Consider the following 24,797-nt stretch of genomic DNA (forward strand, 5'->3'; position numbering starts at 1 on the left):
CAAGTTGGCGTTTTGCGATCCAGGATCTGGCACGTATGATGCTTCACAAACTTCCGCAGATTAGAAGCCTATGTCCCTGATAGTTCTACTGCTTCTGCCTTTTATCGGCAGCTGTGTCGCGGCCTTGCTGCCACACAACGCGCGCAACACCGAATCGCTGTTGGCTGGCCTGGTTGCCTTGATTGGCACCATCCAGGTCGCCCTCCTGTACCCGCAAATCGCCCATGGCGGCGTCATCCGCGAAGAATTTTTCTGGCTGCCCAGCCTGGGCTTGAACTTCGTCCTGCGCATGGACGGGTTTGCCTGGCTGTTCTCGCTGCTGGTGCTGGGCATCGGCACGCTGGTGTCGCTGTACGCCCGCTACTACATGTCACCGGACGATCCGGTGCCACGGTTCTTCGCGTTTTTCCTGGCGTTCATGGGCGCCATGCTCGGGCTGGTGATCTCCGGCAATCTGATCCAGATCGTGTTTTTCTGGGAGCTGACCAGTCTCTTCTCGTTCCTGTTGATCGGTTACTGGCACCATCGCGCGGATGCCCGCCGCGGCGCCTATATGGCGCTGATGGTCACCGGTGCCGGGGGCTTGTGCCTGTTGGCGGGGGTTGTTTTACTCGGCCATGTGGTCGGCAGCTATGACCTGGACAAGGTCCTGGCCGCCGGCGACCTGATTCGCGCACATGCCCTCTACCCTATCCTGCTGCCCCTGATCCTGATCGGCGCCTTGAGCAAAAGCGCGCAATTCCCCTTCCACTTCTGGCTGCCCCACGCAATGGCGGCGCCCACCCCGGTTTCGGCTTATCTGCACTCGGCAACCATGGTCAAGGCCGGGGTCTTCCTGCTCGCACGGTTGTGGCCGTCGCTGTCCGGCAGTGAAGAATGGTTCTACATCGTCAGCGGGGCCGGGGCCTGCACCCTGTTGCTCGGCGCGTATTGCGCGATGTTCCAGAATGACCTCAAGGGCCTGCTGGCCTACTCGACTATCAGCCACCTGGGCCTGATCACCCTGCTGCTGGGCCTGAACAGTCCGCTGGCCGCCGTGGCCGCCGTATTCCACATTCTCAACCACGCCACCTTCAAGGCTTCGCTGTTCATGGCCGCCGGGATCATCGACCACGAAAGTGGCACCCGGGACATTCGCAAGCTCAGCGGCCTGATCAAGCTGATCCCGTTCACCGCCACCCTGGCGATGGTCGCCAGCGCCTCGATGGCCGGCGTGCCGTTGCTCAACGGTTTCCTCTCCAAAGAGATGTTCTTCGCCGAAACCGTGTTCATCAACGCCACGGCCTGGGTCGAGATGGCGTTGCCTATCGTCGCGACCATCGCCGGCACCTTCAGCGTCGCCTACTCCCTGCGCTTTACCGTCGACGTGTTCTTCGGCCCGCCCGCCACCGACCTGCCCCACATCCCGCACGAACCGCCACGCTGGATGCGTGCGCCGGTGGAGTTGTTGGTGTTCACCTGCCTGATCGTCGGGATTTTCCCGGCACAAGTGGTCGGCCCGTTGCTCGCTGCAGCGGCCCTGCCTGTGGTCGGCGGCACCCTGCCTGAATACAGCCTGGCGATCTGGCACGGCTGGAACGCACCGATGATCATGAGCCTGATCGCCATGTCCGGCGGCATCGTGCTCTACCTGCTGCTGCGCAATCAGCTCAAGCGCGGACGCTTCAAGTACCCGCCGCTGATTGGCCGCCTCAATGGCAAGCGCCAGTTCGAGCGCAGCCTGGTGGTCATGATGCGCCTGGCCCGACGCCTTGAGCGGCGGATCAGCACCAAACGCTTGCAAACCCAGTTGTTCCTGATGGTGCTCGCCGCCGTACTGGCCGGGTTGATCCCGATGCTGCACAGCAGCCTGAGCTGGGGCGACCGACCGAAGATTCCGGGTTCGATTGTGTTCGTGATCCTCTGGCTGCTGGCGATTGCCTGTGCCCTCGGCGCCGCGTGGCAGGCCAAGTATCACCGTCTCGCGGCCCTGACCATGGTCAGTGTTTGCGGGTTGATGACCTGCGTAACCTTCGTCTGGTTCTCGGCACCGGACCTGGCCCTGACGCAGTTGGTGGTCGAAGTGGTGACCACCGTCCTGATCCTGCTGGGCCTGCGCTGGCTGCCACGCCGGATCGAAGAGGTGTCGCCGCTGCCAAGCACTCTGCGCAAGGCGCGCATCCGGCGTATCCGTGACTTGCTGCTGTCGGCCCTGGTCGGTGGCGGCATGGCGTTGCTGTCCTACGCGATGCTGACCCGCCAGACGCCGAACGATATTTCCTCGTTCTACCTCAGTCGCGCCCTGCCTGAAGGCGGCGGCAGCAACGTGGTCAACGTGATGCTGGTGGACTTCCGTGGCTTCGACACCCTCGGTGAAATCACCGTGCTGGTGGCCGTGGCGCTGACTGTGTTTGCCCTGCTGCGCCGCTTCCGCCCACCAAAAGAAAGCCTGCAATTGCCGGCCCAGCAGCGTTTGCTCGCACCCGACGTGGTTACTGACCTGGTCAACCCGCGTCAGGCCAGCGACACCGCCCTCGGTTTCATGATGGTGCCGGCAGTGCTGGTGCGCCTGTTGCTGCCGATTGCCATGGTGGTCTCGTTCTATCTGTTCATGCGTGGCCACAACCAACCGGGTGGCGGTTTTGTTGCCGGGCTGGTGATGTCCGTCGCCTTTATCCTGCAATACATGGTCGCCGGGACGCAGTGGGTCGAGGCGCAAATGAGCCTGCGGCCGCTGCGCTGGATGGGCACCGGGCTGTTGTTCGCCACAGCTACCGGTCTGGGTGCGATGGTGGTCGGCTACCCGTTCCTGACCACCCACACCTGGCATTTCAACTTGCCAGTGCTAGGCGACATTCATGTCGCCAGCGCGCTGTTCTTCGACATCGGCGTGTACGCCGTGGTGGTCGGTTCGACGCTGCTGATCCTCACCGCCCTCGCCCACCAATCGGTACGGGGTCACAAAACGGCGGCACAACCTAAATCCGCCGCCCTGCCCCGATCCGTTGCCGCCAAAGGAGCCGTCTGATGGAAGAAGTCATCGCAATCGCCATCGGCATTCTGGCCGCGTCCGGCGTCTGGCTGATCCTGCGGCCACGGACGTTCCAGGTGGTCATGGGCCTGTGCCTGCTGTCCTACGGCGTCAACCTGTTCATCTTCAGCATGGGCAGTCTGTTTATTGGCAAGGAGCCGATCATCAAGGACGGCGTGCCCCAGGATTTGCTGCATTACACCGACCCGCTGCCACAAGCGCTGGTATTGACCGCCATCGTCATCAGCTTTGCCATGACCGCGCTGTTCCTGGTGGTGCTGCTGGCCTCTCGGGGCCTGACCGGCACCGACCATGTGGATGGCCGGGAGCCTAAAGAATGAATGCGATGACGCACCTGATCGCCGCACCGATTCTGCTGCCGCTGCTGACCGCCGCGATCATGCTGATGCTTGGCGAAAAACATCGTCCGTTGAAAGCCAAGATCAACCTGTTCTCCAGCCTGGTCGGCCTGGGCATTTCCGTGTTGCTGCTGCAATGGACGCAAACCACTGGCGTGCCCGGCTCCATCGGCGTGTACCTGCCGGGCAACTGGCAAGTGCCGTTCGGCCTGGTGCTGGTGGTGGATCGCCTCTCGGCGTTGATGCTGGTGCTGACCGGGATCATCGGCGTCAGTGCCCTGTTGTTCGCCATGGCTCGCTGGGACGGCGCCGGCTCAAGCTTCCACGCGCTGTTCCAGATTCAAATGATGGGCCTGTACGGCGCCTTCCTGACCGCTGACCTGTTCAACCTGTTCGTGTTCTTCGAAGTGCTGTTGGCCGCGTCCTACGGCCTGATGCTGCACGGCTCGGGCCGGGCGCGGGTGTCGTCGGGGCTGCATTACATTTCGATCAACCTGCTGGCCTCGTCGTTATTTCTGATTGGCGCGGCGCTGATCTATGGCGTCACCGGCACGCTGAACATGGCCGACCTGGCGATGAAAATCCCGCTGGTGCCTGAGGCTGATCGGGGCCTGCTGCATGCTGGCGCGGCGATTCTGGCGGTAGCGTTCCTGGCGAAGGCCGGGATGTGGCCGCTGAACTTCTGGCTGGTGCCGGCCTACTCCGCCGCCAGCGCTCCAGTGGCGGCGATGTTCGCGATCATGACCAAGGTCGGCATCTACACCTTGCTGCGCCTGTGGACGCTGCTGTTCTCCGGCCAGGCCGGGGCATCCGCCTACTTTGGCGGCGACTGGCTGATCTACGGCGGCATGGCGACCATCGTCTGCGCCGGCGTGGCAATCCTGGCCGCGCAACGCCTGGAACGCCTGGCCAGCCTGAGCATTCTGGTGTCGGCGGGGATCTTGCTGTCGGCCATCGGTTTCGCCCAGCCGAACCTGATTGGCGCGGCGCTGTTCTATCTGGTCAGCTCGACGCTGGCATTGAGCGCGCTGTTCCTGCTGGCCGAGTTGATTGAGCGTTCGCGTTCGGTCAATGAGATGCCGCTGTACGATGACGGCGACTTGCTGCCACGGCCGATGGAATCCCTGCAACCGCCCAAAGGCATCAACCTCGACGACGAACAAAAAGCCGTGGTCGGCCAGGTGATCCCCTGGACCATGGCGTTCCTCGGTCTGAGTTTCATTGCCTGCTCGCTGCTGATCATCGGCATGCCGCCCCTTTCCGGGTTCATCGGCAAGCTCGGCCTGCTCAGCGCCCTGCTCAACCCGTTGGGTCTGGGCCATAGCGCTGAGGTGCCGGTATCGAACGCGGCGTGGGGCTTACTGGCATTGCTGGTCCTGTCCGGGCTGGCTTCGCTGATTGCTTTCTCGCGCCTGGGCATCCAGCGGTTCTGGACGCCTGAAGAGCGACCATCGCCACTGCTGCGACGTTTTGAATGCTTGCCGATCATCGCGTTGCTGGGGCTGAGCATTGCGCTGACCTTCAAGGCCGAACCGCTGTTGCGCTACACCCAGGCTGCGGCGGATGCCTTGAACAATCCGCAGCAATACGTGATGGCGGTGCTCGGTACCCGCGCGGTTCCGAGCCCCGAAGCCAAGACTGCGATGGCAGAGGTGCAACCATGAAGCGCCTGTTTCCTGCACCGTGGTTGTCCCTGGCGCTATGGCTGTTATGGCTGCTGCTGAACCTGTCGTTGAGCCCCGGCAATCTGCTGCTGGGTGCGATGCTCGGATTCTGTGCGCCGTTGATGATGCGCAAATTGCGGCCGTTGCCCATCCGTATTCGGCGGCCCGATGTGATTGTGCGGCTGTTTTTCCTGGTCGGGCGCGACGTAGTCACGTCTAACCTCGCGGTGGCCTGGGGCGTGCTCAACGCCGGTCGCCGTCCACCGCGCTCGGCGTTTATCAAAGTGCCGCTGGATTTGCACGACGCCAACGGCCTCGCGGCGCTGTCGATGATCTGCACCGTGGTGCCCGGCACCGTCTGGTCGGAACTGTCGCTGGACCGCAGCATTCTGTTGTTGCACGTGTTCGACCTGGATGACGAAGCGTCGTTTATCGAGCACTTCAAGACCACCTACGAGCGGCCCTTGATGGAGATCTTCGAATGAGCGCCTTGCTGTCGAACGCGATCCTGCTGAGCCTGTTCATCTTTTCCCTGGCGATGATCCTGACGCTGATCCGCCTGTTCAAGGGCCCTTCGGCCCAGGACCGGGTTCTGGCGCTGGACTACCTGTACATCATCGCCATGCTGATGATGCTGACCCTGGGTATTCGTTATGCCAGTGACACCTACTTCGAGGCGGCGCTGCTGATCGCCCTGTTCGGTTTCGTCGGCTCGTTTGCCCTGGCCAAATTCCTGCTGCGTGGCGAGGTGATCGAATGAATGGCGAATTGTCGTTGTGGGTCGAGATCCCGGTGGCGATACTGCTGGTGCTCAGCAGTCTGTTTGCGCTGATTGGCGCGGCCGGGTTGTTGCGGATGAAGGATTACTTCCAGCGCATGCACCCGCCAGCGCTGGCCTCGACGTTGGGTGCGTGGTGTGTGGCGTTGGCGTCGATCATTTACTTTTCGGCACTGAAGTCCGCGCCGATATTGCACGCGTGGCTGATTCCGATTCTGTTGGCAATCACGGTGCCGGTGACCACGTTGCTGCTGGCGCGCGCGGCGTTGTTCCGCAAACGTATGGCCGGGGATGATGTGCCGGCTGAGGTGAGTAGTCGGCACACAGAAAGCGATAGCTAAAAGCAAAAGATCGCAGCCTTCGGCAGCTCCTACAGGGGAATGTGTACACCCGTAGGAGCTGCCGAAGGCTGCGATCTTTTGATCTTGCTTTACCCCTGGATCAAATCCAGGCAACCGCCAACAACCCGGCCCCCAACACCACGCACAACGGCGAATAAGCCCAAGTATCGAGCCGGGCAAACTTCGAATCCTTGACCTGCTTGAAGAACCCCACCAGATTCGAATCCCCGATCGCCCGGGCGAACATCAGCATCGCAATGGCGCTGATCACCCATTGCAGCGACCAGTGCTGCACCGTCGGCAAGTACAGCCCGACCCGCAAGCACACCAGCATCGCGATCAGCAGCAACCCCACCGCGACCAGCAACGTGGCAAAACCCGAAGGCTTGAACGCTGGCCTTGATTCTCCGCCACCCTCCCCAGGCACTCGCGGCACCGCCGCCTCGCTTCCCAACTTGCCACCTGCCGCCCAATACACATGAATCAGGCTGATCAACAGGAAGATTGCAGCAATCCATTGCGCGACCATTAGGCTCATATTCAGACTTCCAGCGTGAAATGTCGCAGCAGGATGAACTTCATCGAGCATTTTTGTAAGGGTAAATGTCATCTGCGGTGGTAAAGTGCTGCCCCATGAAATTTGCCCGAACTGATCGCACATTGATGGCCTGGATGCTTTATTGCTGCGTCCTGTTCAACGTGTTCGCCTGCAGTATCGGTCACGGGCAAATGGTCGGAATGCAGCTCAACGGTCTCGGTGGCCAGTTCTGTGCCGTGGACCCGGCAACCCAGGCACCCGTCGCTTCAAACACCTCCGAAGAAAAGCTGCCAACCCTGTCCAAGGCGTTTGGCTGCCCGCTGTGCTCAACCGGCGGCATGGGCCCGGCGTTCAATTCCAGCCTGACCCTGGCGATCCTTCCGCAACAACACAGCCCGCCGCTGGCTGTCGTTGCCGACATTGACCTCCCCGCCCGCTACACCTGGCCGTCAGCCAACCCGCGCGCCCCGCCGTTCGCCTGAACAACTTCGCCTTTCTGATCAGCTCACTTCGCTAACGCGTGGCGTTTGCCTGTGCGCTGTTTCCTAGCCAAGTATTCAGGATTCATCGATGAAACATCTTCCTCTTCTGGCCAGCCTGTTCGGCTGCCTGTCCGTTAACACCTGGGCGCAATCCACTGTCGATCTGGCGCCGATCACCATTGATGGCGAGGACGGTACCGAACCGGGCCTGAGCCTTGATCAATCCAGCGGCATGGCCTCGCGCCTGGGCTTGAGCGTGCGGGACACCCCGGCCTCGGTGGCTATCGCCAACCGCAATGACATCGAGCGCCACGGTGCACAGAACTTCCAGGACGCCGCCAACACCTTGCCCGGCGTGAACGCCAGCGCGCCGCCGGGTTTCGGCGGTTTCGTGTCCTATCGCGGTTTCACCAGCAGCCAGATCACCCAGATGTTCAACGGCATCAATGTCTCCGGCGGCCTCGCCCGCCCAGTGGACGCGTGGATTTATGATCGGGTAGAACTGGTGGGCGGCCCGTCGTCGCTGATCAATGGCGCCGGCTCCGTAGGCGGCTCGCTGAACTACGTGACCAAACTGGCGACCCGTGAAGAGCAAGCCGCGGAAGGCAGGATCAGTTACGGCAGCTACGACACCACCGAAACCGCATTCGGCCTCAACCACGCCCTCAGCGAAGCCGGGGCGGACGTTCAGCACTACGCGCGACTCGACGTCAGCCACAACACCAGCAACGGCTACATCGACCGTCAGGAGCGCGACGCCTGGAGCGTGGCGTTCTCGCTGCTCAGCGACCTGACGCCGAACCTGTCCCACACCCTGGCCCTGGAATATCAGGACGAACACGAGGACAGCCCTTACTGGGGCACGCCGGTGCTCAATCCCAAGGCCGGCGAATTGAAGATCGACAGACATAACCGTTTCAATAACTACAACGTCGAAGATGGCCGCTACGAGCAACGCACGGTCTGGGTGCGCTCGATCATCGACTACCGGATCAACGACAACACCACCCTGCGCAACACCCTGTACCACCTCGACAGTCAGCGCGACTATCGCAACCTGGAAACCTACCAATACAACGCCGACAACAGCGCGGTGAACCGCTCGACGGCGTATCAGGTGCGGCATCAGGGTGAACAGAATGGCAACCAGTTCGAGCTGCGCCACGACAACACCTTGTTCGGTCTGGACACCACCTGGTCCGGCGGTTTCGAGTACAAGGTCAACCAGACCACCAACTCGCCGCTGAACGTCAAAGGCGCCAGCACCGTTGACCCGAACAACTTCCAGCCGGGGCACTTCTACGACATTCCGGGCACCAATCCGAAACTGATCAGCGACAAGACCAACGAGGTGACCACCCAGGCACTGTTCGTCGAAAACCGTCTGGCGTTGACCGACAAACTGGCGCTGCTCACCGGCCTGCGCTACGACGACATCGACCTGGACGTGACCAATCACCGCGCAGTGACCGCCAGCAATCCCCGACACCTCAAGCGCAGTTGGGAACCGGTCACCGGCCGCGTCGGCCTGACTTACCAGTTCATCCCCTCGGCCAGCGTCTACGTGCAATACAGCACCGCCGCCGAACAGCCCAACGGCACGCAGGATTTCGACGTGTCCACCGGCAAGCAATGGGAAGTCGGTAGCAAGTTTGATTATCTGGGCGGTCGCGGCTCGGCGACGGTGGCGGCGTATACGATCGAGCGCAAGGATTTCGCGGTGACTGATCCGCTGGACACGACGCAAAGTATTCCGGTGGGTCAGCAAACATCGAAAGGCATCGAGCTGGCCACGTCTTTCAGGATCACCGACAAGCTGTTGGCCGAAGGTAACTTCGCCTGGGTCGATGCGCAATACGACGAGTTCAACGAGAAGAACGCGGCGGGTGTGGTGGTTTCACGTAAAGGCAACACACCGACCAACGTGCCGGATCGGGTCGGCAACCTGTGGCTGACCTACGACTTCGCGCCGCAATGGCAGGGAGGTGTCGATGCGCGGTACGTGGATTCAGTGTTTGCCGACAACGCCAACACCATGACCGTGCCGTCGTACACGCTGTTCGGGAGTTTCCTGAGCTACAAGGTCGACCAGCACACCACCGTCACCGGCCGGGTGCGCAACCTGACCAACGAGGTGTATGCCGAGTTTGCACATGTGTCGCCGGCGTATTACCTCGGGACACCGCGGACCTTCGAGTTGGCGGTGCAGACGCGGTTCTAAGAGCACAAGCTTCGCGAGCAAGCCCGCTCCCACATTGGAATGCGTTCCCCTGTAGGAGCTGCCGAAGGCTGCGATCTTTTGATCTTGCTTTTTAAGAACAAGATCAAAAGATCGCAGCCTTCGGCAGCTCCTACGGGGGCATCCGGTCAGTTCAGACTGGCACTCACCTTATCCGCCACATCCTTCGGCACCCAGGCCTTCCAAACGTCCGGATGCGCCTTCATGAACGCCTCGGCCGCCTGACGCGGGGCGGTGTGTTTCTCGCTCATCTGCGCCAGAGCCTTGTTCAACGGCTCGATCGGCAAATCAACCTTGCTGAAGAACTCGGCAATTTCCGGATGCTGCTTCTGGAACGGCGTGGACACCCCGATCGACAGTTTCGAGGCCAGCGAACGGGTCGGTTTCGGATTCGGGTTGTCGGCGTCAGTCAGGGTTTTCCAGGCTTCGGCGTCAAACGGCGGTTCTTCCAGTTGGATCAACTTGAAGCGCCCGAGCAACGGCGTCGGTGACCAGTAATAGAACAACACCGGTTTGCCACGGCGAATCGACGAGGCGATCTCCGCGTCCAGCGCTGCGCCGGAACCACTGCGGAAATTCACATAGCTGTCGTTCAACCCATAGGCCGTAAGCTTTTGTTTGTTGACCACTTCCGAAGTCCAGCCGATCGGGCTGTTGAGGAAGCGTCCCTTGCCCGGACTTTCCGGGTCGCTGAACACATCCTTGTAGCGCGGCAAATCGCTGACACTGCGCAGGTCCGGCGCCAGCGGCTTGATGCCTTTGGCCGGGTCGCCCTTTATCACGTATTCCGGCACCCACCAGCCTTCGGTGGCGCCCTTGACCGTATCGCCCAGGCTCACGACCTTGCCTTCGGCCTCGGCCTTGACCCACACCGGACTGCGCCCCGCCCACTCCTCGCCAATGACCTGGATGTCATTGTTGGCCAGGGCGGTCTCAAGCGTGATGGTGGTTCCCGGCAATGTATCGGTCGGCAGGCCGTAACCCTTCTCGACGATGATCCGCAAGATATCGGTGATCAGGCTGCCGCTTTCCCAGTTCAGGTCGGCGAAGTGGATCGGCGCCTGGGCCGCGAACACCGGCACCGGTGAAGCCAGTAAACCAAAGGTGGCCAGGGTAGCGGCCAGCAACCGTCGAAGTCCTTTCATGCTTTTGCACCTCGTGCTGTTCACAGCAATAGCAGGATGGCCTGACAGACAAGACCGCAAGCCTCTGAATACTCAGTCCATTGACTGTAGTAGAGGTTCCCGCTTTTTAGGGATCACGAGGTACGAGGATTACTTTTCAGAAGGTTGCTGCAATCGCACCAGTTCCCTTCGCACCATGCTGGCGTATTCCGCCGGGCGCAGGGTGTAGATCTGTGACGCCACCCAAGTCAGCCAACCGCCTTGCAGAATGGCCTTCTGGTCGAACAGGCGCTGGGCCTCGGCCTGTGCACTGGCAAGGTTCTGCAGGTGGAAATCGGCGCGGGCCAAGGGCATTACTCGCTGGCCTTGAAGGTCACCAGTTCACCCTTGCGCCACTTGGCGGCCTTGGCCGTCACGGCTTTGAGGGTCTTGGTCAGGCCTTCCTGCAACTGTTGGTGAGCGGCGAACACCATCACCACGCTATGGCCTTCCTTGAACACAATCCCGTGACCGTCAGCAGTAGTGACAAACGCGTAATCGCCCAGGCCATACACCGTCAGTTTGATTTCACGGAACTTGATGTCCAGTTTTCCGCCTTCGCGACTCGGCAACACCGAGGCGCTGAAATGATCGCCGACCTTGAGTTTCAGGCCAGGCTTGTCGTCCACCACCAGCGCTTCTTCGGTATCGATTTCGGCAATGTAGATGCCTTCGGCGTTCTGTTCGGTGACATAGACAAAACGGGACTGGAACTGCTTAACCAACTTTGCACGCAAATCGCCCAGGACGAACAACGCGTGCATATCAAGATTACTTACTGCCAAGGAAACATCCCCACATCTGAAAATGATGCTGCACGCAGGAAAAACGCACAGCAGAAAAAGCGGCCATGGCGAATGTGTTGCCGAATGAGCCGGGTCAAAATCCTGAACTGAGCAGAGCGCTCATCTATCGCGAGGTCAGTGAGATTACTGGATTGTCACCTGCGCCGTCCTCCCTGACGTTCGCCAAACCTTGAAGGAAAACGCCCTTCTGGCGGCCAGAAAAAGCGGACTACTAACTTTAGGGAAAAAACCCTTCAAGAAAAGCACTTTTCCGACATATCGCCCGTAAAAAATTGCTTTAGATGGACGCCAATCGCCAACAGTGATGGCGATTCTAGAGCAGCGACGCTCATCGAGACTACTCAAAACGACGAACACACGTCGGTAAAAACATGAAAAGGACTTCTTATGTGCACCATGACTCACTTTGCGAAACACTCTACCGCCTCGACAAACCACCCTGCGAACCCGCATCCCGTGGTGTTGCAAGCTTATGCCCTGGCCTCGCAAACGCTTGTCATGCCGCGTTTTCAGGTGATACCGGCCGGCAAGTCGTTCTTCCACATCAAGGAAACTGCCACCGGACGTGTAAGAGGTTTCCGCACTAATCATAACGACGCCTGCACTCTCGCCCGCTCATTGGCGACACGCAACTGACGCCCCACCCTTGTCTTTATCCCGAATGACGTTTCGTCACACCGACGACTTAACTCAGCCGTCGGCCGGCAACTACTGCCATACTGCACAACCCATGAATTCCGGCCCCTCGGCGGACGGCTTTCAATACAACATAATATTTCCAAGGGAAGGCTGCTACGTGACGGAATTTGATATCGGTGAATTTTTTATCCGGGGCGAAGCCAGAGAAGTCGAAGGCGAATTCCAGGCTGTCATTGTGATGCGCGCCAAACCACCCTTGACCACCGTGACCTATCACCAGGTCGAGAAAGATCGCTGGTTCAAGACCTCGGACGTTGCGTTGATCGCCGCCCTGGAAGCCGCCAAGGCCCTGAAGCTGGCGGTCGATGAAGGTGCATTGAAAGCCTGATCCTGCTTTGCCGTCTATGCTCTCTCCTGCTTTCGACCATCGCAATCGAACTCCTGACGCGCGGCTCCCTCAGATGCAGTGAAGCCGCCCCTCAGATCTCGCACTCGACGCGACCCGCAAGGAGATGAACATGGATTCACCGACACACGACTTGAAAGGTTTGTTCGACCAGCTCGGCCTGGACTCCAGCGAGAAGGCCATCGACGATTTCATCGCCAGCCACTCACCGCTTCCCGACGACAAAAAACTGATCGACGCCGAATTCTGGACGCCGCAACAAGCCGGGTTCCTGAAAGAACAACTGCGTGAAGACGCAGACTGGGCGCGAGTGGTTGATGATTTGAACCTGCGGATGCATCAGGTTCACTAAGCGAAACACCCACTTTGTAGCAACTGGCATTCGCTCGTAGCAACTGCCGAAGTACAAGCCTGCATTCGCTCGTAGCAACTGCCGAGGTACGAAGCTGCGTTCGGCTGCGAAGCGGTCGTGAAATCAGGCTACGCGGTGTTTCAGGAAGACCGCATGCTCAGGTTTTACGACTGCTGCGCAGCCGAACGCAGCCTCGTACCTCGGCAGCTGCTACAAGCTGGCGGCGATACAGGACCACGCACCTAGCGTGGTTGTTCCGGTTTATACCCCAACCGCAACCCACCCCAATGCCTTCCCTTGAGCATGATCGGCACCGACAAATCGTGCATCAGCTCGCCGGTATCGCGAGTGTAGGTCTGCAACAGCACCGGTTGCTGATGACTGCAACAACGAATCCCTGTGCGGTCGGCAAACTTGCGCTTGGTGCGGTTCTGCAGAGTGTCCACCTGCACATCCCCCGTCAGCGGCTGGCTGAACACCGTGTTATGGGTCGGCACGTAACCCTGCTGCGTACAAGCGATGGCAAAGACCAAACCTTCATGACGCGGTAGCAACGGTTCCTGGATCGCCGGCAGCACCTGATCGGTGTACCGGTCGAAGCGCGTCTGGAACTTGGCCGGGCTGGTGTTGGGAATCGCCTGGTAATTGCGATCGAACAGGTCATCAAGACTGACCCGCCCCTGATCGATATCCGCCTCAAACCGCGCGGCAATCTGGCTCGCACCTTCCCGAGCCAAGTCATAAATCCGTTGGTGATAGTCGTCCAGCCCTACTTCAGCCAAACGCTCGCTGATGGTTTCGGCCTGCCCTTCCATCTGCACCGCAGCCTTGGCCAGGTGCTGGGTTTGCTGATCGCTGATCGCCAAATCGCTGCGCATCTGTTCGATGGCATGAAACAGGCTGTCGAGTTGTTCGCGGTTGGTGTCGGCGCCGCGGGCGATTTCCCCGACCTGATGTTCGACACCGGCGGCCAGGCGCGCGATGTTTTCCAGATGCTGACCGGTGTGCTCCACCTGCTTGACGCCGACGTCGAGGTCGCTGGAGAGCTGGCGGATCTGCTCCACCACTTGCGCGGTACGTTGCTGGATGTCGGCGACCATCTCCCCGACTTCGCCGGTGGCTGTCGCCGTGCGTGCGGCCAGACCGCGAACCTCATCCGCCACCACCGCAAACCCGCGACCGTGCTCCCCGGCGCGTGCCGCTTCAATGGCCGCGTTCAGCGCCAGCAAATTGGTCTGGCTGGCGATGGACTGGATCACCAGGGTAACCCGCTGAATGTCATCGCTGCGCAGGCTCAGGGCTTCGATCAGTTCACGACTGGCACTGGCGCGCTGGCTGAGCTGATGCATGCGCGAGATCGATTCGATCAGTTCGGTGCGCCCGGCAGCACTGCTCTCGTGGGCCTCACTGGCAGCGGTCAAGGCTTCTCGGCTGAGCGTCGATGTGGCTTGCTCGGTGGAAATCATCACCTCGGCGTTGCTGACGATCCGCTTGGCCGCATCGAGTTGCGATTGCACCTTCTCGGCCAGTTGCTTGACCGAAAACGCCACGCCCGCAGCGGACAACGCGTTATGACTGGTGGTGTAGGAAAGGTCGCGGGTCAGCTCGGCGATCGCGCTTGAGCTGTCGACGGGAATTAAATCGGGGATCGCGCGCGAACGCAGGCGCGGCAGCCAGATGATCAGCACGGCCACGGGCAGGCCGATATAAAGCGAAGCGCCACCCAAGGTCATGCCACAGAGCAACAGCACCAGGGCGATGCTTTGCAAGGTCGGCGTCAGCCACAGGTTTTTCGGCGCAAGCACTGGTGCAGGCACATGCCCAACCAGAGATCCGTCTCTCGTCATCTTCGTCACCCCATGCGTTTTCTATTTGTTGTGACTGCATTAAACGCCACTAATGGGCCATTATCTATGGTCCGTTAGTAGTGGATGCTGCAGCAGATCAATAGAAGTACTGGGGATTTTCAGACGGCAAAAAGCTTCGCGGGCAAGCCTCGCTCCTACAGGATGTGTGTAGGAGCGAGGCTTGCCCGCGAAGTGGGCGTTACCGAATCAAGCCTGACGCTGGTGCTTGTCGATTTGCTCGTGGCGCTCTTGAGCTTCGATGCAGTACTTGGTGGTCGGGCTGATCAGCAGGCGTTTCAGGCCAATGGCCTCGCCGCTGTCGTCGCACCAGCCGAAGCTGTCTTCTTTGATGCGTTCCAGAGCCTGTTCCAACTGAGGCAGCATGCGTTGGTCGCGATCGATCGCGTTGACCAGCCAGGTGCGCTCTTCTTCAACGGAAGCAGCGTCGGCCGGGTCAGCCGGGGTGTCCAGGCTTTCGATGGCGATGCGGTTCTGTTCGATGCGCTCGTGGGTTTCGACTTTCATGTTCTGCAACAGCTCATAGAAAAAAGCATGTTGCTCGGCATTCATGTAGTCATCCGCCGGCATGGCCAGCAACTTGTCCTTTGTCATTGATATCTCTATAAAAAAACGTGCATTAAGGCGAATTAGGGAGCGTTCCGTCGGACCTCGTCGGCCGTCGGAAAGGCGCCATGTATTCCAAGCGCCACCCGGCACTCAATTTACGAGGGGCGGCAGTCTAAGGCCGACTTGAGGCCTCAGCAACTGAAAAGACAGCGAATTTGTCCGACAACACCCGGAAAGTGCTCTATGGCAGCCGTTGTGGTGGTTATCGGAGTGCGTTTATAGCAAGAAATTCAGTCCAGCGGCTGTATATAGAAGACAAACGGCTGCGCCACGCGGGTCAGGCGTGGCGCATTTTGCTGTTTATTGCAGTTTCAGCGTTTGAGTTTGCGCTTGTTGCGGTACTGGTCGATGACCACCGCCACCACAATGATCAGCCCCTTGATGATGTCCTGAATATACGCATCGACCCCGACAAAGGTAAAGCCGCTGGCCATCACCCCGAGAATCAACGCGCCGATCACGGTGCCGGTGATGCGCCCTACGCCGCCCGCCAGGCTGGTGCCGCCAATCACTGCCGCAGCAATCGCATCCAGTTCATAGGACATGCCCATCCCGGCTTGCCCGGTCGCCGCCCGGGCCGAGGCCACCACGCCAGCCAGACCTGCAAGCAACCCGGCGATGCTGTAGACGATCACCAGATGCCGTTTGACGTTGATCCCGGAGGTCCGCGCCGCCTGCATGTTGCCGCCGATGGCGTAGGTGTATTTGCCGTACTTGGTGTAGCGCAGGGCGATGTGGAAGATCACCGCCACCACCAGGAAGATGATCACCGGCATGGCGCCGTGGCCGATGGCGGTGTAGGAATCGGACAACATGCTCACCGGTTGGCCTTCGGTGTAATAGCGCGCCAAACCACGGGCCGAGACCATCATGCCGAGGGTGGCGATGAACGGCGGGATCCCGGTGACGGCGATGATGCTGCCGTTGATCGCCCCCGCCAGCAGTCCGACCCCAAGCCCGGCAATCACCGGTATCCACACCGGCAAGTCAGTCAGCGACGGAAACACCGCCCGGGCGAAGTCAGAGGTCTGGGCCAGGCTGGCGGCAATCATTGCCGACAGCGCCAGCACCGAACCGGAGGACAAATCGATACCGGTGGTGATGATCACCTGGGTCACGCCGATTGCCAGCAGACCGATGATCGACACTTGCAGGATCATCAGCACCAGGCGCTGGGAGTTCATCAGGAAACTCTGGTCGCGCACGATCCAGCCGAACACTTCAAAGACCAGGCCGATGCCAATCAGCACCAGGAAGATGCTCAACTCCGTCGGAAAGCGCCGACGACTCTTGGTCGGTGCCGTTGCTGGCTTGTTTTCCAGTATCGCGTTCATAACCACTCACCCTTTTATCGCGTCGCCAGCGCTGGCCGCAGCCACCGCCAACATCAATTAGTGAACCGCGGACATGCCCGAGGCCAGTTGCATCACCCGTTCCTGGGTCGCTTCGCTGCGGTCGAGGGTGCCCATCAGGTCGCCCTCGTGCATGACCATCACCCGGTCGCTCATGCCGAGCACTTCCGGCAGTTCCGAGGAAATCATGATCACCGCCATGCCTTCGCTGGCGAGGTAGGAGATCAGCCGATAGATCTCGGCCTTGGCGCCGACATCGATGCCACGGGTCGGCTCGTCGAGGATCAGGATCCGTGGATTGGTCATCAGCCAGCGCGCCAGCAGGGCTTTCTGCTGATTACCGCCGGACAGCGTGTCGATGCACTGCTCCAGCGACGGAGTCTTGACCCGCAGCTTCTTGCACATGTCTTCGCACAACACCCGCAAGGCTTTCTGCTGGATAAAACCGTGACCGGCGTAATGCGGCAGCACGGCCATTTCCATGTTTTCCAGCACCGACAGGCACGGAAACAGGCCACTGAGCTTGCGATCCTCGGTCAGCAGCGCGAAGCCCTTCTCGATCGCCATGTGCGGATCGCTGATGCGCACCACCTCGCCGTCAAGGCGAATCTCACCGCCGTCGCTGGGGGTGATGCCGAAAATCGCTTCGGCGACGTTGGTCCGCCCGGAGCCCATCAAGCCAGCAAGCCCGAGAATCTCCCCGGCATGCAGGTCAAAGGACACGCCTTTGAAAATCCCGTCGAGCTTGAGGTCGCGCACCGACAGCAGCAGATCGCCAATCGGCTTCTCGCGCACCGGGAACAATTGGCTCAGCTCGCGGCCGACCATCATCGAAATCAGGCTGTCGCCGTCCATGCTGTCGGCCCGTTGCAGGCCGATGTAAGCACCGTCGCGGAACACCGCCACCTCATCGGCGATGGCGAACACTTCGTTCATTTTGTGGGTGATATAGATGATGCCTTTGCCCTGACTCTTGAGGTCGGCAATGATCGAGAACAGATGGGCCACTTCCTTGTCGGTGATGGCCGAAGTCGGTTCGTCCATGATCAGCACATCGGAGTCGTAGGACACGGCTTTGGCGATCTCGACCATCTGCCGTTCGGCGATGCTCAAGTTGCCGACCTGCTCTTCCGGGTCGAGGTTGATGCGCAGACGCTCCAGCAGTTTCGCGGTGCAGCGGTGCATTTCGCGGTGATCGATCATGTGCAGGCCATTGAGCTGCTCGCGGCCGATCCAGATGTTTTCGGCGATGCTCATGTGCGGCATCAGGTTGAGTTCCTGGTGGATCATCGCGATCCCGGATTGCAGGGCCGACAGCGGTGTTTCGAACACCACCGGTTTGCCCCGCAGGCGAATCTCGCCGGCGTCCGGCTGGTAGATGCCGGCGATGATTTTCATCAGGGTCGATTTGCCCGCGCCGTTCTCGCCCATCAGGGCCAGCACCGAACCGGGGCGCACCCGCAGCTGCACATCGGACAAGGCCACCACACCGGGAAAACCCTTGCTGACGTTGATGATCTCCAGCAGGTACGGCTCATCGACAGGTGTTGCGGTTGGCTGGATACCCACCAACGGGGTGCTCGAAGCAGTCGCTGAAGCGAACATGATCAGGTACTCCATCAGCAAGGTCGCGGTGGCAACCTTGCGTGCTTATTGTTGTTATTGAACGGACAGGCTATTTGAACGTGTCGACGTTTTGCGGGGTGATCAAGCGGTATGGCACCCAGACGTTCTGTTCAACCGGCTCGTTCTTGGCCATTTTCACCGCTGTGTCGATGGAGCCGTCCGCCTGACCCTTGGCGTCCTGGAACACCGAAACCGCCATATTGCCTTTCTTGATCGCGTTCAAGCCGTCCGGCGTACCGTCGACCCCGGCAATCAGCACCGAGCCCTTGTCGACGCCGGCCTGACTCAGGGCCATCGCAGCGCCAATCGCCATTTCGTCGTTGTTGGCCACCACCGCGTCAAACTTGCGGCCCTGGGTCAGCCAGTCGTTGACCAGGGTCATGCCTTTATCGCGCAGCCAGGTGCCGGTCTGCTCTTGCTCAATCTTGATGTTCGGGTATTTGGCCAGCACCTCTTTCACGCCTTTGGTGCGGTTGGTCGTGGAGTTGTTGGCCAGATCGCCCAGCAGAATCACGATGTCGCCTTTGCCGCCCATCTTGTCGGCCAGGTATTGCATCTGCATTTCACCGGCCTCCAGGTCGTTGGAAGCGACGGTGACCACACCTTTGGGCAGTTTCAGGTCATCCGGGCGGCGGTTGACGTAGACCAGCGGAATGCCGGCCTTGACCGCGGCGTCTGTGATTTTACGGGTGGCTGCGGTGTCCACCGGGTTGACCACGATGGCATCGACCTTCTGGCTGATGAAGTTTTCCACCTGGCTCAGCTGCTTGACCACATCGCTGCGGGCATCTTCGAATTGCAGTTGCACGCCGTCTGGGTAGGTCTTGGCTTTCTTGTCCATGGACTCGCGCAGGTAAGTCAGCCAGGTGTCATCGAACTGGGACATGCTCACGCCGATCTTCATATCAGCCAGAGCAGCGCCGCTGGCGAACATCAAGGACAAGGCAAGTGCGGTGAAACGGATCGGGGTCTTCATGAAAAGTCTTTCTCCACATTCTTGTTGGTTTTATGGATAAGGCGTGACGATTTCAGTGACGGGGCAAGCGGACAATCGGTGCGCCTGGAATGCAGCAGACCAGGGCGCCGTTGCGTTCAACGCACAGCAAACGGGAAAAGGAATGGAACGAGGCGCGAGGCAGGTCGCGAAAGAGGTGTGAAGCGGAACGTAAAACATGCAAAGCAGCGTTAAAGGTTTTCATCGACGGTACCTGGCTTTTGTTTCTTGTTTTTGGTTCGTCCTGCACCCGTTCAGGCTTGGCCTGAGCGAGATTGGACGTTGATAGTCGGCAACCTGGAAATGACTTTATTGGAAAATAATTTCTATATCAACTCATTTTAGAATTTAATTCTGATTTTATTCCACGGGCATCGAACTGGCCCAATTCCACCACTTGATGGCGCTCGGCACTCAGTCGCGCAGCGTCCAGAACACGGGTGGTCGCCAGTGCATCACGCGCCTCGACCGGCAGTGGGCCACCGCTCTGCAACGCGGTTTGTAGCTGTAAATAGAACTGATTCCAGCAGCCGCGTTCGGAGGGAACGCGCTCACGCACCTCGCCTTGTTCGAACCAGCCCCAGTTCCGGTGTTCTTCGACGCCCCAGCGTTCGCCTTCGGATTTTGGCGAGAGCCCGGCCAGCGCCGAGGCTTCCTGCCCGTCCAACCCATCGACGCTGTAGCAGCCCTGAGTACCGGTGACCCGAAAGCGTGGTCCGGGGGTGTTTTGCAGGCAACTGCCGCCCAGGTGCGAAGTGACGCCGCTGGCGTGGGTCAGGGACATAAAGAAGCCGTTATCGTAGGCCTGGCCTTTTTCGAGGTATTCGAGTTCGGCGTACACCTGGGTGACCGGGCCGAATAACAGTAGCGCCTGATCCACCAGATGGCTGCCCAGATCCCGCAGGAATCCGCCACCGCTGGGGTTGTTCACTGCTTGCGGCGAGTAGCGTTCGATCCTCGATTCGAAACGAGTGATCTGGCCCAGCGCGCCGGACTCGATGAGTTTGCGCACAGTGAGGAAGTCCGAATCCCAGCGCCGGTTCTGATAGACGCTGAGCCGCACGCCCTGGCGCTCGGCCATGGTGATCAGGGTTTGCGCCTGTTGCGCATCGGCGGCGAACGGTTTGTCGCTGACCACCGCCACCCCGTGCTCGATGCCGTCGAGCACCAGCGCCGGACGGCCCTTGAGCGGCGTCGACACCACCAGCACGTCGATCCCGGCCTCCACCAGTTGGCCGATGCTGTCGAAGGCCGGCACATTGGGATGCTCGGCAGCGAGCAACTGTCGGCGCTCCGGGGAACGGGTGACCACGCCAACAAACGTGGCGCCCGGCAGGCTGCTGAGCAGCGGAGCATGGAAAAACCGGCCGCCATGGCCGTAACCGACAAGTCCGATACGCATGTGTGCATTCCTTCTTATTGTTAGATAGCCGCTGGCTGGATCCACACCGGCCCTTGTAGGAGCTGTCGAGTGAAACGAGGCTGCGATCTTTTGACTTTGATTCTTAAAAACAAGATCAAAAGATCGCAGCCTCGTTTCACTCGTCAGCTCCTACAGGGGATTTGTGTGGGCTTAGCGGCAGAGCTCGCTTTTGACCCGCTCCAGCATCATCCGGTTGGACTCATCCGGCCGGTCTTCCCAGGCGAACACCGACACCGTCGCGATGCCGTCGAACTGAATCTCGCGCAACGTGCTGAAAAACGCCTCCCAGTTCACCTCGCCCTGGCCGATGTCCAGATGCTGGTGCACGGTGGCCACCACGCCCGGCGGGTTGACGATGTAGCGCAATCCCGAAGAAGCCTTGTGGTTGTAGGTGTCGGCGATGATCAAGTGACTCAGCTTGGCGCCGGCGTACTTGAGCATCGAGGCGATATCCCCGACGCCGTCGTCATAGAAAAACGTGTGCGGCGCGGCGTAGAGGTAGTTGATCCAGTCGCGATCGAGGCCGCGAATGATGTCCACCGACTCGTTGTTGCGCTCGCAGAAATCATACGGATGCGCCTGGATATCGAGCTTGATGCCTTCGCGTTCGAACTCGGGGATCAACTCGTCCATGGAACGCATGAACTGGTTCTCGCACACCAGCGGGTTGTCCGACTGGCCGGTGAATTCGGTGTTGACCAGTTCGCAGTCCATTTCCACGGCAATCTGGATCGCGCGTTTCCAGTTGCGCACGGCGGCGACCCGCAGGCCTTCGTCGGCAGCGGCCCAGTGGTACATCGGTAATAAAGAAGAGAGTTTGACCCCGGTGTCGCTCAGGGCTTTGCGAAATTCCTTGATCCGCGCCTTGTCGACGCGGGGGGCTTTGTAGAACGGCAGGAAGTCTTCGCGGGGCGACAGTTCGATGTGTTCGTAGCCGAGCTCGGCGACTTTATCGACCATCTTGCCCAAGGACAGGGTGCGGTACATGTAAGGGTCTAGTGCGATGCGCATTTTATTGTTCTCCTTCACCCGAAATCGACACCTCCCCCTGTAGGAGCGAGGCTTGCCCGCGAAGACGGCGGCACAGTCAACATTGATGTCGCCTGACACACCGCTTTCGCGGGCAAGCCTCGCTCCTACAGGAGATCATCGTTAGCCGTAAAAGTGTGGGCGCTCTGGCAGGCCGACTTTGACGATCTGGCCGCTGTTTTGCGCTTCGATGCACTTGTCTGCGGCCACCGCCGCCGCGAAGCCGTCCCATGCCGAAGGTCCGCCGACCTGGCCCGCACGCACACCATCAATAAACGCCTGCAACTCCACGTCATACGCCGCGATAAACCGATCCTTCCAGTCCATCAGAATCGCATTCGACAGTTTCGCGCCACTGCGCAGTTGCACCTGTTGCGGTTCCGGCAACTTGGCGATGCCGGTCTCCCCCACCACTTCGCACTGGATGTCATAGCCGTACTGGCAATTGACGAACACTTCGACGTCGATGCGCGTGCCCTTGGCGGTTTCGAGCAGGACGATTTGCGGGTCTTTCAGGTGCGCGAGGGCTTTGCTGGATTTGCGTGGGAACACCACTTGCACCGAAACGTAGTCGTCATCAAGCAACCAGCGCAGCACATCCAGTTCATGGATCAACGTGTCGGTGATCGCCATGTCGGTCTTGTAGTTCTCGCCCACGCTCGGGTTGCGGTGCGCGCAGTGCAGCATCAGCGGTTCGCCGATCTGGCCGCTGTCGATCACCGCTTTGAGGGCGCGATACCCTTCATCGTACGGGCGCATGAAACCGACCTGCACCAGGCGCTTGCCGTGGGCGACTTCGGCCTCGACGATCTTGCGGCAGCCTTCAGCGGTGACGGCCAGGGGTTTCTCGCAGAACACCGGTTTGCCGGCGGCAATCGCTGCCAATACGAATTCTTCGTGGCTCGGGCCCCAGGAGGTGACGAGGATCGCCTCGACTTCTGGCGCCTTGATCAGCGCGTGGCCGTCGGGATACACCTCGGCGGTCAGCTTCAGGTCGGACACCACTTTCGCGGCTTGCTGCAAATTGATGTCGGTGACCGCGACGACCTGGCTATTGAGCAAGGTCTGGCTGCAACGACGGATATGGTCCTGGCCGATGGCCCCGGTGCCGATGACGCCGATCTTTAAAGACATGAAAACTCTCCTGTGAGGACTTGTTATTGGTTTCAGGGGCAATCAGTACTGACGGGCCTTGGCCAGTCGTTCGTTCAGGGTCTTGGCCACCGCGTCGGTGCGGGCGCTGGTGGAAACCTGCGCCACGCCGACCCGCCACCACGACAGGTATTTGTGAATCATCGTCTTGGGCAAAACCTTGATATCGATCAGCGTCGAGACCGTCTGCAACCGCGCATCCGCCAGCGCCGCTTGCAGCTCTTCAACGGTGTTCACTTTGTAAGTCTTGCAGCCGTAGGCCGCTGCACTCATGGCGAAATCCACCGGCACGAAACCGCCATCGAGCTTGCCGGTTTCCGGGTTGCGGAAGCGGAACTCGGTGCCGAAGCTGTCCATGCCGTGTTCCATTTGCAGGTTGTTGATACAGCCGAAGGTCATGTTGTCCAGCAGCACCACGTTGATCTTGCGCCGCTCCTGAATCGAGGTCGCCAGTTCCGAGTGCAGCATCATGTAGGAGCCGTCACCGACCAACGCATAGACCTCGCGATCCGGCTCGGCAAGCTTCACCCCCAGCGCGGCGTTGACTTCGTAGCCCATGCACGAATAACCGTACTCGACGTGGTAAGTGTTCACGCCTTTGCTGCGCCAGCTGCGCTGCAAGTCGCCGGGCAGGCTGCCGGCGGCGGCGACAATCACCGCGTCGTCAGCCAGGGTTTCGTTGAGCACGCCGAGCACGCGGCTCTGGGTCAGGCAGGAACCGGTGAGCTCGATAAATTCGCGCAGCACGGCCGGGTCCATGTGGTCGTTGATTTCCGGGACGAAATCCTTGGCCTGGTATTCGACCTGATAGATCCGATCGACTTCCTCATCCAGTTGCGCCTTGGCCTGGCGCGGTTGATCGCCCCAGCTCGAACGGTAATCGCCCAGTGCATCGGCCAATGCCAGCAGACCGGACTTGGCGTCCGCCAGCAGTTGCACGCCATCGAGTTTCAGCGCATCGCAGGGGCTGATATTCAGGTTGAGAAATTGCACCTCGGGATGTTGGAACAAGGACTTCGATGCGGTGGTGAAATCGCTGTAGCGAGTGCCAATGCCGATGATCAGGTCAGCGTCTTTCGCCAGCAGATTCGCCGCCAGGCAACCGGTTTCGCCGATGCCGCCGACGTTCAGCGGATGCCTCGACACCACCGCGCTCTTGCCGGCCTGGGTTTCAGCGAACGGAATATCGAAACGCTCGGCAAACGACAGCAACGCCGCATTGGCGCCTGAGTAGCGCACCCCGCCACCACAAATAATCAGCGGCTTGCGCTTGCCTTTGAACAGAGCCAGCGCATCGCCGAGCATCGCTTCAGTGGCCGGGCGCCGTTCGATGCGGTGCACGCGTTTTTGCAGGAAATAATCGGGGTAGTCGTAGGCCTCGGCTTGCACGTCTTGCGGCAATGCCAGGGTCACGGCGCCGGTTTCGGCGGGGTCGGTGAGCACGCGCATGGCGTGGATCGCCGCGGTCATCAGTTGCTCGGGACGGTTGATGCGATCCCAGTATTTGCTTACGGCTTTAAAGGCATCGTTGGTGCTGATGCTCAGGTCGTGGAACTGTTCGATCTGTTGCAGCACCGGGTCCGGCTGGCGACAGGCGTAGACATCGCCGGGCAGCAGCAACAACGGAATACGGTTGGCGGTGGCCGTGGCCGCAGCGGTCAACATATTGGCCGCGCCGGGCCCGACCGATGAGGAGCAGGCGTAGATCTTGCGCCGCAGGTGTTGCTTGGCAAAACCGATGGCGGCGTGGGCCATGCCTTGCTCGTTGCGGCCCTGATGCACGATCAAGTCGCCGCTGTCCTGCTCCAGGGCTTGGCCGAGGCCGAGCACGTTGCCGTGGCCAAAAATGGTAAAGACCCCGGCGACGAATTTGCTCTGGACGCCATCGACCTCGATGTACTGGTTATCGAGGAATTTCACCAGGGCCTGGGCCATGGTCAGTCTTGTAGTGGTCATGTCCGATCCTTCAA

24 protein-coding genes are annotated in these 24,797 nt (G+C 60.1%); 11 read left to right on the forward strand and 13 right to left on the reverse strand.

The features are described 5' to 3' along the window. The first annotated feature begins 70 nt into the window (after positions 1 to 70). Genes LOY68_RS18550 through LOY68_RS18575 form a run of 6 tightly spaced genes read left to right on the forward strand, consistent with a single transcriptional unit; the run spans position 71 to position 6,152 of the window. Positions 71 to 3,007, forward strand: a complete 2,937-nt coding sequence (locus LOY68_RS18550; RefSeq protein ID WP_265038985.1) for a monovalent cation/H+ antiporter subunit A — start codon at positions 71 to 73, stop codon at positions 3,005 to 3,007. Next, entirely contained in the window at positions 3,007 to 3,351 is a 345-nt protein-coding gene (locus LOY68_RS18555) for a Na+/H+ antiporter subunit C (RefSeq protein ID WP_054052801.1), read from the forward strand. Before LOY68_RS18550 ends, LOY68_RS18555 begins: the two co-directional genes overlap by 1 nt. After that, complete coding sequence (locus tag LOY68_RS18560) at positions 3,348 to 5,033, forward strand: monovalent cation/H+ antiporter subunit D (RefSeq protein WP_265038987.1); 1,686 nt, start codon at positions 3,348 to 3,350, stop codon at positions 5,031 to 5,033. The genes LOY68_RS18555 and LOY68_RS18560 overlap by 4 nt, the downstream gene beginning before the upstream one ends. Continuing rightward, complete coding sequence (locus tag LOY68_RS18565; protein ID WP_265038989.1) at positions 5,030 to 5,518, forward strand: Na+/H+ antiporter subunit E; 489 nt, start codon at positions 5,030 to 5,032, stop codon at positions 5,516 to 5,518. Before LOY68_RS18560 ends, LOY68_RS18565 begins: the two co-directional genes overlap by 4 nt. Then, a complete protein-coding gene (locus LOY68_RS18570) occupies positions 5,515 to 5,793 on the forward strand; it encodes a K+/H+ antiporter subunit F (protein ID WP_054052807.1) in 279 nt (92 codons plus the stop codon). Before LOY68_RS18565 ends, LOY68_RS18570 begins: the two co-directional genes overlap by 4 nt. Further along, complete coding sequence (locus LOY68_RS18575; protein ID WP_163914393.1) at positions 5,790 to 6,152, forward strand: Na+/H+ antiporter subunit G; 363 nt, start codon at positions 5,790 to 5,792, stop codon at positions 6,150 to 6,152. Before LOY68_RS18570 ends, LOY68_RS18575 begins: the two co-directional genes overlap by 4 nt. A 100-nt stretch (positions 6,153 to 6,252) precedes the next feature. Here the strand turns inward: LOY68_RS18575 and LOY68_RS18580 are convergent, their stop codons facing one another. Further along, a complete protein-coding gene (locus tag LOY68_RS18580; RefSeq protein ID WP_265038991.1) occupies positions 6,253 to 6,690 on the reverse strand; it encodes a DUF3995 domain-containing protein in 438 nt (145 codons plus the stop codon). Between the two features lie 95 nt (positions 6,691 to 6,785). Here LOY68_RS18580 and LOY68_RS18585 point away from each other — a divergent pair, with 95 nt between their 5' ends. Next, positions 6,786 to 7,172, forward strand: coding sequence for a DUF2946 domain-containing protein (locus LOY68_RS18585; RefSeq protein WP_163914391.1), 387 nt, complete (start codon positions 6,786 to 6,788; stop codon positions 7,170 to 7,172). 88 nt (positions 7,173 to 7,260) lie between these two features. After that, positions 7,261 to 9,393, forward strand: a complete 2,133-nt coding sequence (locus tag LOY68_RS18590) for a TonB-dependent receptor (protein ID WP_265038993.1) — start codon at positions 7,261 to 7,263, stop codon at positions 9,391 to 9,393. A gap of 146 nt (positions 9,394 to 9,539) precedes the next feature. Here LOY68_RS18590 and LOY68_RS18595 read toward each other — a convergent pair whose 3' ends face one another. From LOY68_RS18595 to LOY68_RS18605, 3 genes are all read right to left on the reverse strand, one after another. Beyond that, a complete protein-coding gene (locus LOY68_RS18595; protein ID WP_163914387.1) occupies positions 9,540 to 10,556 on the reverse strand; it encodes an ABC transporter substrate-binding protein in 1,017 nt (338 codons plus the stop codon). A gap of 129 nt (positions 10,557 to 10,685) precedes the next feature. Further along, positions 10,686 to 10,889 (reverse strand): hypothetical protein, encoded by a 204-nt coding sequence (locus LOY68_RS18600; protein ID WP_265038994.1) that lies wholly within the window; start codon positions 10,887 to 10,889, stop codon positions 10,686 to 10,688. Beyond that, positions 10,889 to 11,359 (reverse strand): hypothetical protein, encoded by a 471-nt coding sequence (locus LOY68_RS18605; protein ID WP_054052821.1) that lies wholly within the window; start codon positions 11,357 to 11,359, stop codon positions 10,889 to 10,891. Before LOY68_RS18605 ends, LOY68_RS18600 begins: the two co-directional genes overlap by 1 nt. Positions 11,360 to 11,767: 408 nt before the next feature. On the opposite strand from LOY68_RS18605, the gene LOY68_RS18610 reads away from it, so the two are divergent. The 3 genes from LOY68_RS18610 to LOY68_RS18620 all read left to right on the forward strand — a co-directional run bounded on the left by LOY68_RS18610 (position 11,768) and on the right by LOY68_RS18620 (position 12,777). Next, positions 11,768 to 12,016 (forward strand): hypothetical protein, encoded by a 249-nt coding sequence (locus tag LOY68_RS18610; RefSeq protein ID WP_265038996.1) that lies wholly within the window; start codon positions 11,768 to 11,770, stop codon positions 12,014 to 12,016. 160 nt (positions 12,017 to 12,176) lie between these two features. Then, positions 12,177 to 12,407, forward strand: coding sequence for a hypothetical protein (locus tag LOY68_RS18615; RefSeq protein ID WP_054052825.1), 231 nt, complete (start codon positions 12,177 to 12,179; stop codon positions 12,405 to 12,407). 130 nt (positions 12,408 to 12,537) lie between these two features. After that, positions 12,538 to 12,777 carry a DUF2789 domain-containing protein gene (locus LOY68_RS18620; protein ID WP_054052826.1) on the forward strand — a complete coding sequence of 80 codons (240 nt, stop codon included), beginning with the start codon at positions 12,538 to 12,540 and terminating at the stop codon, positions 12,775 to 12,777. A 242-nt stretch (positions 12,778 to 13,019) separates the two neighbouring features. Here the strand turns inward: LOY68_RS18620 and LOY68_RS18625 are convergent, their stop codons facing one another. From LOY68_RS18625 to iolD, 9 genes are all read right to left on the reverse strand, one after another. Then, positions 13,020 to 14,624: a methyl-accepting chemotaxis protein gene (locus LOY68_RS18625; protein ID WP_265038999.1), complete on the reverse strand. Its 1,605-nt coding sequence runs from the start codon at positions 14,622 to 14,624 to the stop codon at positions 13,020 to 13,022. A gap of 207 nt (positions 14,625 to 14,831) precedes the next feature. After that, positions 14,832 to 15,236 (reverse strand): TraR/DksA family transcriptional regulator, encoded by a 405-nt coding sequence (locus LOY68_RS18630; protein ID WP_010459637.1) that lies wholly within the window; start codon positions 15,234 to 15,236, stop codon positions 14,832 to 14,834. A gap of 326 nt (positions 15,237 to 15,562) precedes the next feature. Then, on the reverse strand, positions 15,563 to 16,585 hold the full coding sequence (locus tag LOY68_RS18635) for an ABC transporter permease (protein WP_054052830.1): 1,023 nt from the start codon (positions 16,583 to 16,585) through the stop codon (positions 15,563 to 15,565). A gap of 57 nt (positions 16,586 to 16,642) precedes the next feature. Further along, entirely contained in the window at positions 16,643 to 18,208 is a 1,566-nt protein-coding gene (locus LOY68_RS18640) for a sugar ABC transporter ATP-binding protein (RefSeq protein ID WP_265039007.1), read from the reverse strand. Positions 18,209 to 18,278: 70 nt separating this feature from the next. Further along, positions 18,279 to 19,205: a sugar ABC transporter substrate-binding protein gene (locus tag LOY68_RS18645; RefSeq protein ID WP_054614400.1), complete on the reverse strand. Its 927-nt coding sequence runs from the start codon at positions 19,203 to 19,205 to the stop codon at positions 18,279 to 18,281. Between the two features lie 349 nt (positions 19,206 to 19,554). Next, positions 19,555 to 20,625 (reverse strand): Gfo/Idh/MocA family protein, encoded by a 1,071-nt coding sequence (locus LOY68_RS18650; protein WP_265039009.1) that lies wholly within the window; start codon positions 20,623 to 20,625, stop codon positions 19,555 to 19,557. A gap of 171 nt (positions 20,626 to 20,796) precedes the next feature. Further along, positions 20,797 to 21,657: a sugar phosphate isomerase/epimerase family protein gene (locus LOY68_RS18655; protein WP_163914373.1), complete on the reverse strand. Its 861-nt coding sequence runs from the start codon at positions 21,655 to 21,657 to the stop codon at positions 20,797 to 20,799. Between the two features lie 141 nt (positions 21,658 to 21,798). Then, a complete protein-coding gene (locus LOY68_RS18660) occupies positions 21,799 to 22,809 on the reverse strand; it encodes a Gfo/Idh/MocA family protein (protein WP_054052840.1) in 1,011 nt (336 codons plus the stop codon). 42 nt (positions 22,810 to 22,851) lie between these two features. Beyond that, positions 22,852 to 24,783, reverse strand: coding sequence for a 3D-(3,5/4)-trihydroxycyclohexane-1,2-dione acylhydrolase (decyclizing) (gene iolD, locus LOY68_RS18665; RefSeq protein ID WP_265039012.1), 1,932 nt, complete (start codon positions 24,781 to 24,783; stop codon positions 22,852 to 22,854). Between the last annotated feature and the right edge of the window lie 14 nt (positions 24,784 to 24,797).

Origin of the sequence: Pseudomonas sp. B21-053 (assembly GCF_026016365.1) — a bacterium.
GTDB lineage: Bacteria > Pseudomonadota > Gammaproteobacteria > Pseudomonadales > Pseudomonadaceae > Aquipseudomonas > Aquipseudomonas nunensis.